The 18,330-nt window shown below is 68.5% G+C and carries 16 protein-coding genes and 2 pseudogenes; 12 read left to right on the top strand and 6 right to left on the bottom strand.

Annotated features, from left to right (window positions below):
* The 3 genes from WA762_RS26575 to WA762_RS26590 all read right to left on the bottom strand — a co-directional run.
* On the bottom strand, positions 1–1,410 hold a 1,410-nt coding region (locus WA762_RS26575), incomplete at its 3' end, for a DUF7507 domain-containing protein (RefSeq protein ID WP_443080683.1).
* 1,621 nt (positions 1,411–3,031) lie between these two features.
* A complete protein-coding gene (locus tag WA762_RS26580) occupies positions 3,032–4,069 on the bottom strand; it encodes a methyltransferase domain-containing protein (RefSeq protein ID WP_335938958.1) in 1,038 nt (345 codons plus the stop codon).
* 410 nt (positions 4,070–4,479) lie between these two features.
* Complete coding sequence (locus WA762_RS26590; RefSeq protein ID WP_335938960.1) at positions 4,480–4,635, bottom strand: hypothetical protein; 156 nt, start codon at positions 4,633–4,635, stop codon at positions 4,480–4,482.
* Positions 4,636–5,196: 561 nt separating this feature from the next.
* On the opposite strand from WA762_RS26590, the gene WA762_RS26595 reads away from it, so the two are divergent.
* Entirely contained in the window at positions 5,197–6,126 is a 930-nt protein-coding gene (locus WA762_RS26595) for a DMT family protein (protein WP_335938962.1), read from the top strand.
* A gap of 34 nt (positions 6,127–6,160) precedes the next feature.
* On the opposite strand, the gene WA762_RS26600 is transcribed toward WA762_RS26595, so the two are convergent.
* The gene (locus tag WA762_RS26600) at positions 6,161–6,316 is read right to left on the bottom strand and encodes a hypothetical protein (RefSeq protein ID WP_335938964.1); all 156 of its coding nucleotides are present in this window, start codon (positions 6,314–6,316) and stop codon (positions 6,161–6,163) included.
* Between the two features lie 128 nt (positions 6,317–6,444).
* Between WA762_RS26600 and WA762_RS26605 the strand changes: the two genes are divergently transcribed.
* From WA762_RS26605 to WA762_RS26640, 8 genes and pseudogenes are all read left to right on the top strand, one after another.
* Complete coding sequence (locus WA762_RS26605) at positions 6,445–6,867, top strand: TetR/AcrR family transcriptional regulator C-terminal domain-containing protein (protein ID WP_335938966.1); 423 nt, start codon at positions 6,445–6,447, stop codon at positions 6,865–6,867.
* A gap of 400 nt (positions 6,868–7,267) precedes the next feature.
* Positions 7,268–7,549 carry a hypothetical protein gene (locus tag WA762_RS26610; RefSeq protein WP_335938968.1) on the top strand — a complete coding sequence of 94 codons (282 nt, stop codon included), beginning with the start codon at positions 7,268–7,270 and terminating at the stop codon, positions 7,547–7,549.
* Positions 7,550–8,725: 1,176 nt separating this feature from the next.
* Positions 8,726–10,018 (top strand): extracellular solute-binding protein, encoded by a 1,293-nt coding sequence (locus WA762_RS26615; RefSeq protein ID WP_335938970.1) that lies wholly within the window; start codon positions 8,726–8,728, stop codon positions 10,016–10,018.
* The gene (locus WA762_RS26620) at positions 10,008–10,922 is read left to right on the top strand and encodes a carbohydrate ABC transporter permease (protein ID WP_335938971.1); all 915 of its coding nucleotides are present in this window, start codon (positions 10,008–10,010) and stop codon (positions 10,920–10,922) included. The genes WA762_RS26615 and WA762_RS26620 overlap by 11 nt, the downstream gene beginning before the upstream one ends.
* The gene (locus tag WA762_RS26625) at positions 10,919–11,770 is read left to right on the top strand and encodes a carbohydrate ABC transporter permease (protein WP_391674012.1); all 852 of its coding nucleotides are present in this window, start codon (positions 10,919–10,921) and stop codon (positions 11,768–11,770) included. Before WA762_RS26620 ends, WA762_RS26625 begins: the two co-directional genes overlap by 4 nt.
* A gap of 567 nt (positions 11,771–12,337) precedes the next feature.
* Positions 12,338–12,582, top strand: a pseudogene (locus tag WA762_RS26630) (IS6 family transposase); the annotation flags it as partial.
* Positions 12,581–12,769, top strand: a pseudogene (locus WA762_RS26635) (IS3 family transposase); the annotation flags it as partial. The pseudogenes WA762_RS26630 and WA762_RS26635, both read left to right, overlap by 2 nt.
* 287 nt (positions 12,770–13,056) lie before the next feature.
* Positions 13,057–13,227, top strand: coding sequence for a hypothetical protein (locus tag WA762_RS26640; RefSeq protein ID WP_335938972.1), 171 nt, complete (start codon positions 13,057–13,059; stop codon positions 13,225–13,227).
* Here the strand turns inward: WA762_RS26640 and WA762_RS26645 are convergent.
* Positions 13,195–13,830 carry a class II aldolase/adducin family protein gene (locus WA762_RS26645; protein ID WP_335938973.1) on the bottom strand — a complete coding sequence of 212 codons (636 nt, stop codon included), beginning with the start codon at positions 13,828–13,830 and terminating at the stop codon, positions 13,195–13,197. The genes WA762_RS26640 and WA762_RS26645 overlap by 33 nt on opposite strands.
* An 18-nt stretch (positions 13,831–13,848) precedes the next feature.
* Positions 13,849–14,814 (bottom strand): sugar-binding transcriptional regulator, encoded by a 966-nt coding sequence (locus tag WA762_RS26650; protein WP_335938974.1) that lies wholly within the window; start codon positions 14,812–14,814, stop codon positions 13,849–13,851.
* 209 nt (positions 14,815–15,023) lie between these two features.
* On the opposite strand from WA762_RS26650, the gene WA762_RS26655 reads away from it, so the two are divergent.
* From WA762_RS26655 to WA762_RS26665, 3 genes are all read left to right on the top strand, one after another.
* Positions 15,024–15,152, top strand: coding sequence for a hypothetical protein (locus WA762_RS26655; RefSeq protein WP_335938976.1), 129 nt, complete (start codon positions 15,024–15,026; stop codon positions 15,150–15,152).
* 189 nt (positions 15,153–15,341) lie between these two features.
* Positions 15,342–16,661: an MFS transporter gene (locus tag WA762_RS26660; RefSeq protein ID WP_335938977.1), complete on the top strand. Its 1,320-nt coding sequence runs from the start codon at positions 15,342–15,344 to the stop codon at positions 16,659–16,661.
* 50 nt (positions 16,662–16,711) lie between these two features.
* The gene (locus WA762_RS26665; RefSeq protein ID WP_335938979.1) at positions 16,712–18,304 is read left to right on the top strand and encodes an FGGY-family carbohydrate kinase; all 1,593 of its coding nucleotides are present in this window, start codon (positions 16,712–16,714) and stop codon (positions 18,302–18,304) included.
* Positions 18,305–18,330: the final 26 nt, after the last annotated feature.

An 18,330-nucleotide genomic window follows, 5' to 3' on the forward strand; every position in this document is an offset into this window, starting at 1 on the left:
GACCTCGGACGGAGGCGACACCGGAGGCGGTGTCCCACCGGGCGGCGTGCCCGTCGCCGTGGCCGAGTTCTTGATCGAACCCGCGTCGACATCTGCCTGCGTCACCTCGTAGGAGGCCGTGCACGTCACACTCGCACCAGGGGCGAGGGAAGCGGTGCCAGCGGGGCAGACGACATCGGACAGCTTCCCGGACCCGGTGAACTCGCCCTCGTCCACCTTCACGTCCTTCAGCGTGACATTGCCGGTGTTCGTCACCACGAAGGCGTACTCGACCTTCTCACCGACGACCAGCTTGTCCGGCTGGCTGCTGGTGGCGGACTTCTTGACCGACACCGAAGGTGCTGGAGTCTGCGTAGGCACGGTCGCGGTCGAGGAAGCAGGTGGGCTGGTCGCACCGGTGTCGTTGGTCCCGGTCGCGGTCGCGGTATTCCTCACCGAACCGCCGTCCACATCCGCCTGAGTGACCGTGTGGGTCGCTGTGGACGTGCACGTGACCGAGGCACCTGGAGCCAGGCCCGGCGCCGGCGGCTTCGGGCAGGTCACGGTACCGAGCGCCGGATCGTTGACCGCGACCGACACAAGCGGTGTCGACCCGGTGTTGGTGACCGCGAACGAGTAGGCGATCGTGTCACCGAGTTTCGCTTGCTCCTGGTCGGCGGCCGGGGTAACCGTCGCGGTCTTCTTCAGCGACACCGAAGGTGCTGGGCACAGCACGCTCGGCCGAACCTGCGCGTCGAAACCTTCCGCTCCCGCACCGGACTTGACCTGCACGTCGATCGTGTTCAGGCCGGGCTGCCAGTTGTTCTTCAGCGTCGTCTTCGCGGCGTTCGCCGTCGTGAAGCCCGCGTAGTAATACATGCCGGTCTTCTGCCCGACGGGCGGCGGACCGGTCAACGTGGTTTGCGGCAGCCCTGTCGTCTGCTTGGACTGGGCGACACCGTTGACATACACCTCGGCCACGGCATTGTCGGCGAGGAAGTCCATGGACAGCGCGAACGCGGATGGACTGACAGACGGGGCGAGGTCGAACTGGTAGCGGTAGTACCAGTCACCGTTCTCGACGCCTTGGTCCGGTTTGGCCTTGGTCTGTTGTGAGATCCATTGCGCGTTGTTGTAGGGGCTGGGAGACCATATGGCTGGTGCCAGGCTGCCCACGTTGGCCGGGGCGAACGCTGCACCCGCAGGCGGAGGGGAGACCGAAGCAGTCGCTGGGAAGGGCCCAGCGACCTGCCAGTTCGCGTCCTTCGCGTTGTCAGCAAGGACGCCCCCGGTCGCAGCGTCGTAACCCGTGTTGAAGATATTCGGGTTTGTTGTACACGTGACAGTCGGCACCGCTGCCTGCGCAGGCGTCGGAGTCAACGCGGCGACGGTCAGGCCGAGCGCCGACGCCGTCAGCGCCAGCGCGCCCACTGCCGCTCCCGACCGGAGCCGCCGCGCCCGGTGTCGACCCGAGCGTCGAACTATTGCGGTCATTCAGCACCCCCCGGCGTCAGCCGCGATATGCCGCGGAGCGCGTGCGCACGTTGTGAAAGAGCCTTCTTCCGCCCCAGCGGTCCAGTGCCTGATCTGCGCGACGAAGACCGTCGGGTCGGCCGGGTCGAAGGGGTCACTGGCCGCCGCGTACGAGGCGGGGCGGTGAGCAGCGGGGGCGCGGCGGCGCTGAATCCCGTCAGCGTCGCCATGCCCACGAGTCCGGTGAGCGAGCGGCGCTTCCCGTGCTGCCCCCGGCGTACGGGTTTCACGTCCCGTGCGGGTTTGATGGCCATTCAGAATCCTCCCGGCTTCCGTCTGGGGCCGGGACGTCCATCCCCGTGCGCGCCCGCCGTCGTACCGGGCCTCGCATCGCCGTACGTCCCGGGGCGCGACGACGGCCACCGGGGTCGCCCAGCTCCCCGGGGCCCGCTCGTAACGACACGGAGCCGCCTGAGTCCATCCATTCCTGGCTACCTCTCCATATGAGACATCGAGCCATTCAATCCGTCAGATCCCCAGGGACACGGCACATGTGACGGTATGGGTACCTAAACCTAAGAAAGGAGTAAAGCACTCAACCAGCCATTCCGTACTAGTTGTCTTTTTCTGGGCAAATGCACTTCCTCGACCGCATTGGGCGCGGTCCGAGGTCACACGACCGGCGACGGGCCATCCGGGGAGGAGCTCTCGTAGACGGGCCGGTGACAGCCAGGACACGGCCGGCAGTCCTCGGGCTCATCCGTCGACGGCGCGTCGGGGCCGAGCAGCGGCACAATCCGGCTGAGGTTCTCCCCGGCTTCGGCCCACAGCGCCATCGGCCGCTCCGCGCGGCGCTCGAAGGCGACTTCCGGGTTGGCCCGCCCGCCACGAGACGGCGCCCGGCATAACCGCCGTCTTTCTCCTGCTCGCAGCCGTCGACCGGCCTCCCTCGAATGAGGTGACCCGTAGTGCCCGAGGTAGCAGTTGAAGGCCCAGACTCGAACCCGATCGGGGCACGGCCGCGCTCGCCTTCGCCGCGTTCCGGGAGTAGGGGCCTGAGGCCTCGACGTCCGCGACGAGGACATCGCCTGCCTCTCGCCGTTCGTCCGCCACCACATCAACGTGCTGGGCCGGGACTCCTGCCAACTTCCCGCCCTGTCCGGCGGTTGGCGTCCCCTGCGCGACCCGGACGCCACCGACGACAACGTGACGGTGGGGCAGGAGACTGGTCCGGTTTCCAGGGCTTTCCGGGGCATGTCCGCAGGTGCCGGCCCGCCCAGGAGCGCCGACGAAGACGGGTAGCACGACCCCTGCCCGTCTGCGACGGGTAGTTCCGGCCCCACCAGAACGCCGAGAAGTGGCTCCGCCAGGCGTTCGAGTGCCGGGCCGGTGGGTGGTCCGCGTACAAGCGCAGCCGGCGAGAAGAGGCCGTCAGAGGCTCGGGTGAACGGTCGTCCGCCCGTTCGGAGGGTGGGGCCAGAACTTTCCGTTCCTCCGGGGCCTGGACCCCGTTCAAGACACCCTGCCCAAGGCGAGAATGGCCAGTCCGCAGCAGAGGCGGTCGGGCCGGCACCCACGACTACGAGGTGGCCTCCGCGACGACGACATACAGCGTCACCGCGGCGAAGAAGGATCCCGTAGCGAGATGGTCAAGCCACCTCTGCGATGCCAGGGCGGGCAGGTAGCCCGCGGACACGGCGCGTTCGGTGTTGCGCTGAAGGCCGAGGACCTGGTCTGCGGCCTGGACATCGCGAAAGATCGAGGTGATCGGGACGACGGCCGGCACGGCGAATCCCGCATTCACCGCGAGCCCGGCCAGCTGACGGCCAATGATGCCGTTGCGTACGACCTTGTCCGTCACGTGGCGGGTGTAAGCACGTGAGACCTCGAGGTCGGGGTAGTCGATGGCCAGCGAATCCCAGTCGGGTTCGCCCATGACGAGTCTGCCGCCTGGGCGCAGGACACGCCGGGCCTCTGCAAGTGCCTGGGCCGGGTCCGCCACGTGCTGGAGCACGCGGTCGGTCCGGGCACGGTCGATGCTGCCGTCCTCGAACGGGAGCGTGTGGACGTCGCCCACCTCTACCTCGACCGCGGACAGATTTTCCGTACGCCTGCGTGCTTGCTCAACCATCTCCTGGCTGGAGTCGATGCCGATCACCCTGCCCGACGGGCTGACCGCCTTGGCGAGGGTGCTGAGATCTGTGCCCGGTCCGCAGCCCAGATCGAGTGCGGTCTCACCGGGCCGGGCATCCAGTGCGTCGAGCATGACGCTCTTGTAAGAACGCGCCGCTTCTGTCGCGGCCAGTTGGTCGAGGTAGCTGACCTCGTCAGGAACAGCGCTCTCGAACACGCGCCCGGACAGGCGGGCCATGGAGTGCGCCTCTCGCTCAAGCAGCTCCCGCCCGGCGGACGTGAGGCAGAACGGGCGTTGGCGGCCCCTTTTCTCCAAGGGCTTCACCAGCTGCTTCTCCTCCAGACGGGCCAAGGCTCCATAGAGGCTCCCGGGCCCGAGGCGGTGACCGGAGACCTGCTCGATGGCCGCGTTGATGGCGTACCCGTGCAGCGGTCCGTCGGTCAGCGCGCACAGCACGAGCATCTGGGCGTCGTTGGTGCGCATGGCTTCTCCAGCTGTGGTCGGCCTCCGGAATGCGTCCCCATAATGCTACACGGCGCGTAGTACGTGCAGCGTAGTATTCCGTAGCGGTGAAAACGACGGACGCCAACTGCGCGAGTGCCCGGCCTGGTTCCTTCGGTCCGGTACCACGGACGACGTCGGAGACCGCGACGGACCCAGCGGCGGACGTTCTCCGGCTTCTTGTGCCGGGGCTTCGCCAGCAGCACCAGCAGACTCGCGCCTTGCTCGCCGAGGTGGGTCAGAGCGGAGCGGCGGTACTCGTGCGCCGACGCCTCCCGCACCGCAGCCCTACGCCGCGCCCGAGCGGAACGCGCGGCGCGTGAGGCCGGAACGGCGGCCGCGGTCCCGCAGCCGGCGCCGCTGGGGAGGACCGCACGAGGGTGTGCGGGGTGTCAGGGGCGGCGGGCGAGGACGTCGTCGATGCGGGAGGCGTCGGCGACCCACGTTGCGGCGGCCGGTGCCATGAAGCCGAGCACGGTCTGGATGTCGTCCCGGCGCGCCGCGAGCGGCGGCGCCATCTGATAAGGAATCTGATAAGGAAGTGACATGCCGAAGTCGCGGAAGCGCCGCACAGCACGGCCCCGGGATCTGCGTAAGGATCTTCGCCGCCGCCTCGCGGACCCTTGAGCGAGCCGCGACCGAAGCGCCCCGGCTACGGACAGGTCTGGCCCGACGACGTCCTGATCGACGAGTTCGGTGAGGAAGGCGCAGCCTGGCTGCGGACCGAGCGTGGACTTGAGCGCGGCACCTGTCGCCGTTCGGGCATTCCAGCTGTCACCACCCTGGGGTTTTTTCGCTCTGGTTATTCACCAGCTTCTTATTCGCCAGCTTCGCTGGACCGGGGCTGCGACGGTGATCTCCGTGAGGCGGCTCCCGGGGGCGGGCTCCTTTTTGGGGCGCGGAGGAGATACGCGCGAAAGGGGACACTCCGTGACGCTGCGCTAAGGCCTGTTGCAGTGTGCTACAGGCAACGTGGCTGACCGTAGTTGGCCTGTGGAGGGAGATACGCCGGTAACTGACTCGCCGGAAGCAACTTTCGCGCCGAAACCCACGTCTGCCAGTGAGAACGGGACCGAACCCCACCGACCCATACATGAACGGAGCTTTCGGTGCTCATAGGACTGCTCACCGCCGTGGCAGCATCGATCTGTTATGGCACGGGCTCCGTCCTTCAGGCCGTCGGATCACGGAAGTCAGCCCGCCGGGAGGCCGCCGGGGGCAGCGTGACCCAGCACGGTGGCCCGAGCCTGTCGTCCACTGCGAAGGCGGCGATGACCTGGGAGTTCATCGTCGGGACCATCCTGGACTTCGTCGGCTTCGGGCTCGGCGCGCTGGCGGCGCGCCTCCTGCCGCTGTTCCTGTCGCAGACCGTGATCAGCGCCAACTTGGTGATCACGGCGGTGCTGAGCATCAAGCTTCTCGGCATCCGGCTCAACCGCGCCGAGTGGACCTCGATCGCTGTGGTCTGCTCCGCGCTGGTGCTTCTGGCGACGGCGGCGGGTCCGGAAGGCAGCGGCGACACCCCGATCTCCACACACTGGTGGCTGCTGGGGATCTCGCTGCTCCTGATCGTGGGCGGCACCGTGGTCGTACGCCTACTGGGGGCGCGCGCCGCGATCCTGGCCGGCCTGCTGTCCGGACTGGGCTTCGGCGCCCTCGGTGTCGGGGTCCGTGTGCTGAACGGCATCGACCCTTTCGACCTGGGAGCGCTGCTCTGCGACCCGGCGCTCTACGCGATCCTGGTGGCAGGCATCGGCGGCATGTACCTGCACACGGTCGCCCTGCAGATCGGCTCGGTCAACGGCGCCACCGCCGCGCTGGTCGTCGGCGAGACCGTCCTGCCGGGCATCATCGGCGTGCTGTGGCTCGGCGATGCCTCCCGTCCCGGCTTCGCCTGGGCGGCGATCACCGGGTTCGTGCTCGCCGTATCGGGCGCGGTGGCAGTGGCCTGGTTCGGGTCCCCGAAAGCGCACGGCAGCGGCCCTGCGGCGGCGCCCGTGACACCTGCCGAGGACGCCCGGACGCCCTCGGGGGCCTGACCCGGCACCAAATGCGCGAACTGCGCAGTCGCTTTCAGACGGTGCTGGTCGGTGCTGGGTTCTCGGGGAGTTGCCAGTTGCCGCCGCGGTCCTCCTTCGAGAGGCGCGCGGCGAGTTCGGGGATGTGCAGGAAGCAGGCCAGCGCAGTGGTGGCTTGGAAGGTGTCGATCGCGCGCTGGGTCATCGGCATGCCCAGGCGCAGCAGACGCGGGTTGACTTCGCCCTGGTCTCGTTGACGAAGGGACGCAGCATGCGGTCGTAGTTCGCCAGTGCGGTCGGCCGGTCGCCCGGGCGTCGGTTGATTTCCCCGGCCAGGACGTGGGCGCCGACCAGGTCGCCGGAGACGCCCATGCCGCTGTAGGGGGAGGCGCAGCGCCGACGCCCGGCGACGATTGGCACGACTGGTTCGCGGACAACACGCGCAGCTTCAGGCGCACCCTGCTGATGCGCCGGGACGGCGCACGGCTCCACGCCGGCAGCACCCCCACCGGCGACCTCGAACGGATCCGCCGCAAGATGGATTTCCTCGTGGCTTCCGGCGTCCCTGAGCGGGACGCGCAGATGGCGATGCTGGCCGCCGGCCGCTTCACGGTGGGCAGCGTCCTGGAAGAGCAGGCGGACACCGGCCCCGGTGACAGCGCGGATCTACCGGTCGACATGCCGGTGATCGATCACGAGTCGGCGTTCGAGGCGGGCCTCGCCCTCATCCTGAACGGCCTGGTGCACCGTACCGAGATGTAGAGAGTCGACTGGTCCCGCGGGTCAGGCGCCAGATGGGTGGGGAGATCCACCAACGGCTGTCCGATGCTGGAGAACACGGGGCCGGATATGCCGAGGCGGGCCCGTACGCGGAGGGCGGACGTGCCGCGTCCAAGGAGCCGGTTTTTGTTGAATGCGGCCCGCGCGTAGGTGAGTTTGGGCTTGTCGGCCGGGGGTTGCGGCGCTAACCCCCGGCCGTCGCATCGTGTGGCCCGACACCCGGACCCCCGTGCGTCAAGTCCTCGCGAATCCTCCTCCGCCCGCCCGCTGGCCGTCCCCGGCAGAGCGCGGGACGGAAATTCGCGAGAGCTCGACCAAGGCGCCTGCGGACCCGAATGTGTCTCCCCGTCACCACGCAACGCCTACAGAGGAGACGAGACACATGACCACCACGACGACCACGACGACCACAACGCCTACCGCCACCACGACGACCACGACCACGACCACGACGACTACGGACACACCGCCCGCCCCGTCCGTTCCCGGGACCCCGGCGACGCGGCGGTCCGACCGGGCCCTGCGGGCCGTGGTGCTCCTGCTTGGTGTGGGCTGCGTCGCCTGCGCGGTGCGCGAGCACCCGACGCTCACCGACCCGGTGACGACCGCGGCCGCGGTCGGTGCGGCGGCAATCGCAGCGGTCACGTGGCTGCGCCCTTCGTGACCCCGGCGGCCCGCCCGGCCTCGGGGGCCGGGCGGGCAGGCTCGGCTCCTCTCCGTCCCGGGCAGCCCTGAACTCAGTCCGGGCGAAGGCGGGGACGAACGTCGGCGCGTACGACATGTACGAATCCGTGCCGGGGCCCGTGCCGCGCCTCCCGCGCCCGCCCCGCGCTCCGCACCGCCGGGGAATACTCCTGCGCGAGCGCGGACAGCAGTACCACCACTGTCAGCTCGCCGAACAGCAGCGAGACCCGTCTGGAACTGCCACTCGGCTGGCCCACCACAGGCAACGCGACCGCGCGCACAACGAGTGGCCACCTCTGACCAACAACGACCCCAGTCCCTCCAAGAGCGGAACGCTCGAAGGCCGAGTCGGACACTGACCAACCTCAACAACCGGCGCCCGAAGAACAGGGGGCGGCCCCCTCGACGAGGCCGTGCTGCCCCACAGCCTCGCAGGCCGTATCCGTGGCGGGTGCCCGACTTCCCCCAGGGACCGGCCACCGCTTGACGGTTTGACTGCACGAGGCGTCTTCCCACCAGTCGGCGCACGCCGACAGGCGGTCCATGAGGTGCTGCTGTGCCGGGGCGAGTGGTGACCGGCTCTCCATGGCAAGTGGTAGACCCTCACCAGCCGCCCCGCCCTTCCCCGGCGCGGGGCGGCCGACGGAGTCAGGACCCTGCGGATGCCCTGCGGCAGTCATGGCCTTGCAGCCACAGGCTGCCCTCGGCCCAGCCGTTCCAGGAACCGACCCGGACCGGGCGGGCGGGGGTGTCGGGTACGCGAGCGCCCCGAAGGAGTCGCGGTGGTCGGTGCGCGTGAGCGGTGTCCCGCACGATCTCCCGGTCGTCCTCTGCTCGGTCAACGTGCAAACCCTTTGGTCGGAAGTCGCGGCGGTGCCGCTGTGGGCAAACCTGCGGCACCGCCCTGTCATCGTCAAGAGTGACCACGTCACTCACCGTCGCGTTCGCGTCAGTGTGGCTTGAGCGCGTCGTGCGTGTTTCTGTGCTGGATGGCGTTCCCGCAGCCCAGTGGTACATACCAAGTCGCGCGTGGGAGTCCTCACCGCCCTCTTCCGGACGAAATCTCCTCGTGTCGCGCGGGTCCGGGATCAGCTGGGTAGGGAGGAATCCGGTCGCTGACCCCACATGCCCCGACGAACCCGCACGGAGGAATCCGATGGCACTGCGCATACCCGGCCGGTACCTGGTCCTGGGATCCCTCCTCCTGCTCACGGCTGCGGGGTGCAGTTCCGGCGGCACCGACGCCTCCGGCGATCGAGGAGGAGACGAACTGACGGTGTGGCTGGCGGTCGACGCCAAGGAGAGCTGGCCGAAGCTGGTCGCCTCCGCCAACAGCCGGTTCGAGAAGGAGCACCCGGGGGTAGAGGTCGACGTCCAGTACCAGCAGTGGACGACGAAGAACCAGAAGCTCGATGCGGTCCTCGCCGGCCGGAACGTGCCCGACGTGGTGGAGATGGGCAACAGCGAGACCACCAACTACATCGTCAACGACACCTTCGCCCCGCTGGACCCGAAGGACTTCGAGCATTCCGGGGAGTGGCTGCCGGCGCTCGCCGACGCCTGCCGTCACGACGGCCGGACCTACTGTGTGCCGTACTACGCGGGCGCGCGGGTCGGCGTCTACCGCACCGACTACTTCCAGCAGGCGGGCATCACCCGGGCCCCGCGCACCTATCCCGAACTGATCGCGGGTCTCGACCGGTTGAAGGAGAAGTTCGGCCCGAAGGACCCCGGGTTCTCGGCGTTCTACATACCCGGGCGCTACTGGTCCGCCGCCATGGCCTTCGTCAAGGACGCCGGCGGCGAGATGGCGGTCGAGAAGGACGGCCGCTGGTACGGCGCCCTCTCCTCGCCGAAGTCGGTCGCCGGGCTCACCGTCTGGAAGAAGCTCCTGGACGACTACTACGTGGGGGACCGCGCCAAGGACAACGGTGACCAGCCGGCCGTCGTCGGGCAGGGCAAGGTCGGCGTCTTCTACGGAAACACCTGGGAGGCTCAGGCGGCCACCGACCCCAGGTCCGGCGGAGACCCCGGACTGAAGGGGAAGTTCGCCACCTTCGCCTTCCCCGGCCCGTCCGGGAAGCTGCTCCCGCCCTTCCTCGGCGGAAGCACCCTGGCCGTGCCCGCCAAGTCGGCGAACAAGGACCTCGCCACGGACTGGATCCGCATCTTCACCGACGAGAAGTCCCAGCGGCAGCTGATCGCCGCCAACACCCTGCCCAACAACACCCCCCAGCTCACCGAGGTCGCCGCCGACGGCGTCAACGGCCCGGCGGCCCAGGCGGCCACCCGTGGCTGGGTCACGCCCCTCGCCCCCGGCTGGACCTCGGTGGAGAAGTCCAACATCCTGCCGGAGATGCTGGAGCGCATCGCCACCGGCAAGGCGTCCGTCCAGGACGCCACGCGGGAGGCGGACCACCGGATCGACGCCGTGATCAATGAGCGCTGAGCCGGCCCGGCGCCGACTTCGCCCCCTGCTGCCCTACCTGCTGATCGCGCCGACGCTGCTGGCACTTCTGGTGGTCCTCGGCTATCCGCTGGTCGACATGACGACCCTGGCCTTCCAGGACATGACCCGCAGGGAATTGTTCAGCGGTGCGACGCCGCCCTGGGCCGGGCTGCGGCAGTTCCGGACGATCCTCGGCGACGAGTTCTTCTGGACGGTGGTGGCCCGCACCGTGCTGTTCACCGTTGTCTGCGTGACCCTGACGATGGCGCTCGGTCTGTTCACGGCCTTGCTGATGCGGCGGGCGTCGCCGTGGGTGCGGGCGGTGCTGGCCGGCATGCTCGTCGCCGTGTGGGCGATGCCGGTGATGGTGGCGTCGGCGATCTTCCGCTGGCTCTTCGACGCGGACTACGGCGTGGTCAACTGGCTGCTGTCGCAACTGCCCGGCGTGGACCTCGCCCGGCACAACTGGTTCACCGACCCCTGGCAGGGCTTCGCCGTGATCACCGCGGTCGTCGTCTGGGGTGCGCTGCCGTTCGCCGCCGTCACCCTGCAGGCGGCGCTCGCCCAGATCCCCCCGGAGATGGAGGAGGCGGCCCTTATCGACGGCGCGCGTCCCTCCCAGGTCCTGCGCCACATCACCTTGCCGGTCGTCAAGCCGGTGCTCGTGGTGGTCACCACCCTGATGGCCATCTGGGACTTCGGCGTCTTCAACCAGGTCTGGCTGATGCGCGGCGGGCAGCCCGAGCGTGAGTACTACTTGCTCGGCGTGTACTCGTTCATCGAGTCGTTCGCAGCCAACCGTTACAGCACCGGCGCGGCCATCGCCGTGGTCACCGTCGTCCTGCTGCTCGTCGGGGCCGTGGTCTACCTGCGGCAGATGCTGAAGCTGGGAGAGGCCGAATGAGAACGGGACAGCGACGAAGAACCCCGGCGGGACGGACCCGTCGCCGCTACGACGTCCTCGGTCTGGCCATGGCCGCCGTCGTCGGGTTCCCCGTCTACTGGATGGTCCTCACCGCGTTCCGGCCCGCGACCGAGATCCTCAGCCTGCCACCCGAGTTCTGGCCCCGGAATCCCACCCTCGCCAACTTCGCGCGGGCGATGGGCACGGAGACCTTCTGGCCCAACGTCCGTTCCAGTGTCGTCATCGGCGTCGGCACCGTCCTGGCCTCCCTGCTGGTCGGCACCCTCGCCGCATTCGCCCTGGCCCGTTTCCGCTTCGCCGGCCGCAAGGCGTTCGTCGTGGTCATCCTCACGGTCCAGATGATCCCGCTCGCGGCCCTCATCATCCCCGTCTACCTGCTGCTGAACGAAGCGGGCCTCACCGACAGCCTCGCCGGCGTCGTCCTCACCTACCTCGTCTTCACCCTGCCGTTCACGGTGTGGATGCTGCGTGGTTTCGTCGCGGCGGTCCCGGTGGAGCTCGAGGAGGCGGCGATGGTCGACGGCTGCGGAAGGATCGGCGCGTTCGTCCGCATCGTCCTGCCGCTGCTCGCCCCCGGTCTGGTGGCCACCTCGGTCTTCGCGATGGTCCAGGCGTGGAACGAGTACGTCCTCGTCTATGTCCTGCTGTCCACTCCGGAGAAACAGACCCTCAGCATCTGGCTGGTCTCCTTCCAGACCAGCTTCGGCACCGACTACGGCGGGCTGATGGCCGGAGCCACGCTCACCGCCCTGCCCGTCGTGGTCTTCTTCCTCGTGCTCCAGCGCAAGATCGCCGCAGGGCTGGCCACCGGAGCGGTCAAGGGCTGAGCCCCGGACCGCCCCCGGACGAGTTGCACCAGGGGTTGCATCCGCCGTTGGCCGCACCGGGGAGCCGGAGGGCGCACCGCCGGTACTGCCGGAGGCGTGAACCCCCTTTCCGCCGGTTCGCTCCGGGCGGCGCGGCGGTTCTGCCCGCCGTCCTGACTCCAGCACGTCCTTCAGGCGTCTTACCACCCCTTGTGCTGACGTCCAGTCACAAATATCCGGTATACGGCCTGTCCGCAGGACAGCACGGAGACCAGCATCAGGACGTCCGGTGCGCGGCGGCCCTTCCCCGACTACGTCCCGCGTCTGGAAGCCGCCCTCGCTACCGGTTGAAGGCCGCCCACCGGAACCCACTTGGACACCGACTCCGGCAAGGAGAACAACGACATGACCCGTCCCACCCGCAAGCGCCTCATCGCCGCCGTTCTCGCCACCGCCACCGCCACCGCCGCCGTCCTCGCGATCCCCACGGCCGCGGCGCACGCCACCACCACGGCCGAGGGCGTTGTCACGTTGGCTGACCGGCCTGGGATGGTCTTGGAGTTAGTCGTGCTGGGGAGGGGTTCGCTCGTGTCGTCCGCGCCGCCGTCGTACAAGGGGCACCGGTACCCGGTCGAGGTCATCGCGCACTGCGTGTGGTTGTGCTTCCGCTTCCCGCTCAGCTTCCGCGAGGTCGAGGAACTGATGCTCGAGCGCGGTGTGCTCGTCTCCCACGAGACCGTCCGCCGCTGGTGCGTGAAGTTCGGCCAGGCCTAGCCAAGGGCCTGCGCCGCCGGCGACCCCGGCCCGGCGACAAGTGGCATCTGGACGAGGTGGCAGGGACTCAAGAGGGAGACACTGCACGAGAGGTCGTTCTCGACGATGCGTCAGGCAAGGCTGGAGATCTTCCAGTGGCTGACCTACTACAACGCCCGCAGGCGACACAGCGCACTCAACTACCTCTCACCGGTGGACTTCGAACAACAGCATCTGCGAGCGGCTGAACTCTCAATCGCGGCATGAGCCCTTGTGTCCGCACTCCGGGGGACGCCTCAGCCGGGTGTGACACCCATGTGGCGGTCCGGGTTCAGGCTCAGGTTGGCTCATCAAGGTCCGGCTCTTCACTGAGCCGCTCGACGAGGAGCCAGGTCCGGATCCTTCCTTCACGACTGTCTTTGAGGGGCCGATCTCGTTGGCTGACGGACAGCTGGTCATCGGTGATCCAGTACCAAGATCCTGTCGACCACCCAGGTGGGCAGGCCGAGTAGGCCGCCGACGGCGGCGGCCTACTCGGGGTTGAGGCGTCCGACGTGGTCATCATGACCCGGCGCAACGACGGCGAACTGCAGCAGGTGCTCGACATGGCCGCCGAACTCGGCGTGCCGCGGGCCGGAACTGGCGCTGCCGTCGTACTCGGCACGCACCTCGTGGGGAACGTGGGGCGCTGCTTACGCGTGGTGCAGAGCCGAAAAACTCTCTGAAGGGAAAGTTGTCTTCTGGTCACCCAGCGTAAGAGCTCTGTAGGTCGCGGTTGCGGCCTCCTCAAGGTTCATGATGCGGCGGAACGCCATGCCGATGTCCTTGGCGTGCGCGGAGCAGCCGTGGTGGGACTGGATGACGCAGTTGTGCGTCTTCGCCTGCTCAGCTGTGGTGTCCGCGAGTTCGTCCGAACCGTTGGGGTTGTAGGGGACGGTGCCGATGGAGCGCACGTAGTACGCGTGGTCGAGGGACACGAGCCGGATCTTGTGACCGAGGGCATCGAGAAGGACGGTGTGTTGGGGATGGAGGTGTATCACGGCATTGACGTCCGGACGCTCCTGGTAGGTGCGCTGGTGCAGCTTCCATTCGCTGGAAGGGCGTTCGGCCCCGCCTGTGACGTCCCCGGCCAGGGTCATGCTCGTGAAGTCGTCCTTGCCGAGCCGGTCCAGCCAGGTGCCGGCGCCGGTGACGACGAAGGTGCCGCTGCCGGGCAGGCGCGCGGAGAGGTTGCCGCCGCTGGCCAGCACGAAGCCGCGTTCCACGGCCAGACGGCCTACCTCTGCGAGTTGGGTGAACAGGCCCTCGACTGTGGTGGGGTGTTTCATCGTTTTCCTCTGAGTATTTCAGGCCGTCACGGGTCTGGCGACGGGGCGGGTGAGGAGGGAGCGAGCGCTGTCGATGTCAGTTACCACGATGTTGACGAGCCCCGTCTCCAGCGCGGTGAACAAGGGAATGTGTTTCTCGATGCCGCCTGCGATCCCCACTCGGGTGGGGATCGCCCGCATGTGTTCCAAGGTCAGTCCGATGACACGCTTGTCGATCGGTCCGTCGACAGCTTCACCGTTCGCGTCGAAGAAGCGGGCGGAGGCGTCTCCGACAGCGCCGAGCTCCCGGAGAGTCGCGAACTCGGTCTCGGTGACCGAGCGGCGAAGAGCCTGGGCGACGCGGGCCGTGCTGCCGATGCCCACGACGAGAGCGTCGGCTGCGGCTGCGGCATCGAGAGTGCCCTGGACCTCGTCGAGCCCGCGGATGGCGGCGGCTGCCTCGGGGGTCGTCGCCAGTAGCGGGGCGGGTAGGTGGTATGCCGTGCCGCCGACGACGCGGGCGAGAGTGGTAGCCACCTCGTGTGGATTGGCTTCACTGGAGCGCCCGCCGCGGCTTCCCGCCAAGGGCACGACCTCGACGGCGCTGTCGGACTGATAACGCAGATGGGCGACGCTGGCCGCGACAGCCGTACTCATGCCGACCGCGACTCGCTGGACGTGCGGGAGGACCGAGGCGAGGGCCTCCGCCCCGGTCACGCCCAGCGACGAAGGTGACCGCTCCTCACCGGGCCCGAGGCTGGGGCACACCCACGCGCTCTGCAGGCCGAACCGGCGTACGAGGGCTGCCTCGATGTCGGCGAAGGGACGCTCGTCACTGTGAACGGTGATCTCAACGATGCCGGCGCGTCGGGCCTCGGCAAGGACTCTGGTCACCTTCACCCGGGACAGGCTGAGAAGCTCACCGATCTCGGCTTGGGTGAGACCGTGGTCGTAGTAGAGCCGGGCCGCCTTGCCGAGCAACGGATCGTGAGCATTTGTTCGCACGACTGCACCTCCGTTCATCATGATGCCCGGCCGCACTGCGGAGCGCAAGGCTGTCCGATGGATCTTCGATGGAGCACGGGCCGTTGCTGCCGCAAATCAGGAGGCTCTGCGCGAAGCCGGGAGAGTTGCCCGGCCCAGCCGCCCCGACGATGCACGAGACCGGTACTGCAGAGCCGCGCTCCGTGGGCGCCGGCGCCGGTGGTGCGCCGATGAATACGGGCGATGACGGAGCGGGCCGGCGCAAGCCGGTCGACTCCAAGGTGTGCGCCGTCACCCCCCGGGCGGCGTTCCCGGTCGCGGCCCACGACCCCTTCACCGGTACGGGTTGCCGCCTGTAAGCGTTCGCACCCGGCTGCGACGAAGGGGCACCACTCGCAATTTGGACATACTTGTCGAATACCGACAGGTGGTCGCCATACTCGCATCATGAAAGCGAAAGAAGCACCTTGACAGCGCGGGCGGCGGAGTCATGATGTTTGAGCACCGGTTCACCGAGTGTACAAATGTTCAGGCTCAAGGAGGAGTCTATGACGACGCAGGACGGCGTCGCGCAGCCGCAGAGCCGGTGGACGCATGCCCTTACGAACCAAGGAATCTCCCGGGTCCTGCTCTGGGGTTTCATCGCCCTCATGCTGTTCATGGTCGGCGACGGGATCGAACTCAGCTTCCTGTCGACCTACCTGGAGGAACGCGGGTTCAGTGGTGGTCAGGTCGCAGGGCTGTTCAGCGCTTACGGCATCGTCGTGGCGGTCGCCGCCTGGCTGGCCGGCGCACTGGCCGAGGCCTGGGGCCCGCGAAGGGTGATGCTCATCGGCGCGTGCCTGTGGATCGTGCTGGAACTCGCGTTCCTGACCCTCGGCGTCATGCAGGAGAACTACCCGGTGATGATCGCGACCTACGCGATTCGTGCCATCGGTTACCCGTTCTTCGCCTACGGATTTCTTGTCTGGGTCACCATGGAGACGCCCGATGCGGTCATGGGCAAAGCCGTCGGCTGGTACTGGTTCTTCAACGCCATGGGCCTGGGGGTCATCAGCGGGTACTTCGTGGCCGTCGCTGTCGAACCGCTGGGGGAACTGGCCACCCTGTGGTCGTCGCTGGTATTCGTCGCGGTCGCTGCCCTCATGATCGCAGTGCTGGTGAAGTCCCGGGCCGGCGCGCGCAGAGTCACCCGTGCGGAGACCATCGAGGGGCTCAAGCGCGGCATCACCATCATGAAGGAACGCCCGAAGGTCGGTGTCGGCGGCGCTGTCCGCCTCATCAACACGATCTCGTACTACTCGTTCGCCGTGTTCCTCAACGTGTACATGGTCAAGACGGTCGGCTTCAGCCAGTCGCAGTGGTCCTCGATCTGGGGCACCATGCTTGCGGCGAACGTGGCCGCGAACCTCATCTCCGGTTACGCCTCCGACCGGTTCGGCCGCATCAATGTCATCGCCTGGGGCGGCGGAGCTGCCACAGCGATCACCGTTCTCGGGTTCTACTACCTGCCGCAGGCGGTCGGTGCGAACTACGTCGTCGTCATGGCCCTGGGCATCGTCTACGGTCTCGCGCTGGGCATGTACGTCCCGCTGTCAGCCGTCGTCCCGCTCCTGGCTCCGCAGCACAAGGCGGCCGCAGTCGCGGTCCTGAATCTCGGTGCCGGCCTCAGCAACTTCGGGGGCCCGGCCGTGGCGGCGCTGGTCGGGCCGCTGGGTGTCGGGCCGGTTGTCTGGATTCTCGCGGCGCTCTACATCGTCGGGATCTTCCTCACCTTCCTCTTGCGTGAGGCGGGCGTCGAAGCCCCGGGGTACGGTCCACAGGTCGATCCAGCTCCCCCGGTGGCCACTCGGGTCGTCTCTGAATAACCCACGCAGACTGATCCGCTGGAGAACCCGAACGGGGAGAGTAGGTATCGATGAGAAGCCGAGTCCAGGCCGTGCTGGGCATCGACGCCGGCACGACGTCGGTGAAGTCCGTCGTCATCAGCACGACGGGTGACGTGCTCGGGGCCGCCAGATCGACGGTCCGTATCCGGCGGCCGCAACCGCACTACGCCGAGCAGGACATGGACGAGGTCTGGTCCGCTGTCGGGCAGACAGTCAGCGAGGCACTGGCCGAAGCCGGTGATGTCGAGCTGCTCGGGCTCAGCGTGACGGGCCAGGGCGACGGTGCGTGGCTCGTGGACGCCGGCGGACGTCCCGCCGGTCCAGCCGTACTGTGGCTGGACGGCAGAGCTGCCGAGCGGGTGGCTCGATGGGAGGCCGACGGGCGCGGGGAACTGGTCCGCTGCACGACGGGTTCGGCCCTGTTCCCGGGGGCCCTGCCCGTTCTCCTGGAAGAACTGCAGGACAGTGATCCCGGACTCCTCACCCGCGCGGCGACGCAGCTCAACTGCAAGGACTGGATCCGTTTCCAACTTACGGGAGTTGTGGGAACGGAGGCTTCCGAGGCCTCGCGCACCTACCTGGACGTTGCCACGGGGCGCTACTCTGAGGAGCTCATCGAAGGCCTGGGCCACGGCGGTTTCCGCCGGTTGTTGCCGCCCCTGTTCCCACCCGATGCGGTATGCGGCCGAGTGACGGAGAAAGCAGCGCGAGAGACCGGCCTGCCCGTCGGTCTGCCCGTCGCCACCGGCCTGGTCGACACACTGGCCGGCGGCGTCGGCCTGGGGGTCGTCGGGCCGGGCGAGGCGTACGCGATCCTCGGCACCACCGCGTTCGTCGGCGCCGTACAGGAGCAGGTCAGCGCGCCCGTCGACGTCCCGGTCATCACCCTCAACCTGGGGCAGGGCACGCAGGTCCTCGAATGCCTCGCCCCGATGAACGGCACCCCCAACCTCGACTGGGCGCGCGAGGCCACGGGCCTGGCCGGGCTGGAATGGTCACAGATCGAGGAACTCGTCACCGCCGTTCCGGCCGGGGCCGGGGGGGTGCTCTACCTGCCCTACGGGGGCGTAAGCGGTGAGCGAGCGCCCTTCGTGGACACCGCGGCCTCGGCGGCATGGCTGAACATCACCGTGCGCACCAGCCCGGGAGAACTGCTGCGCGCCGTGTACGAGGGCATCGCCCTGTCCCTGGGCGAATGCATGGACGTGCTGGGCATCAAGGCCGACGCGACGGTCCGGCTCTGCGGCGGTGGGGCGCAGTCGCCGGTCGTCTGTCAGATCGTCGCCGACGTGACCGGTCGCCGTATCGTCCGCTCCACTTTCGCCGAACTCGGCGCCCGCGGTGCGGGCGCGCTGGCCCTCGTTGCTGTCGGCGCGGCACCCGACCTTCCCGCCGCGCTGGCCCAGTTCGGCGACGACGCTCAGATCTTCGAGGCAGATCCCCGTCTGCGAGCCCTGCACGACGCCCAGGCCCGGGTGTTCCGCGACGTCCGCGACGCCGTGCGACGCCACTGGCCGGACCTGCGGGCGGTGCAGGCGGCCGCACACGCCGCCGACGCGAGCCCCGCGTCCGAACCCACGGCCGCCCTCCCCGCGGACGCACCCTCCGTAACCACCACCTGATCCCTGACTACGAAATCAAGGAAAAT

Origin of the sequence: Streptomyces tyrfis, from assembly GCF_037034285.1 — a bacterium.
GTDB lineage: Bacteria > Actinomycetota > Actinomycetes > Streptomycetales > Streptomycetaceae > Streptomyces.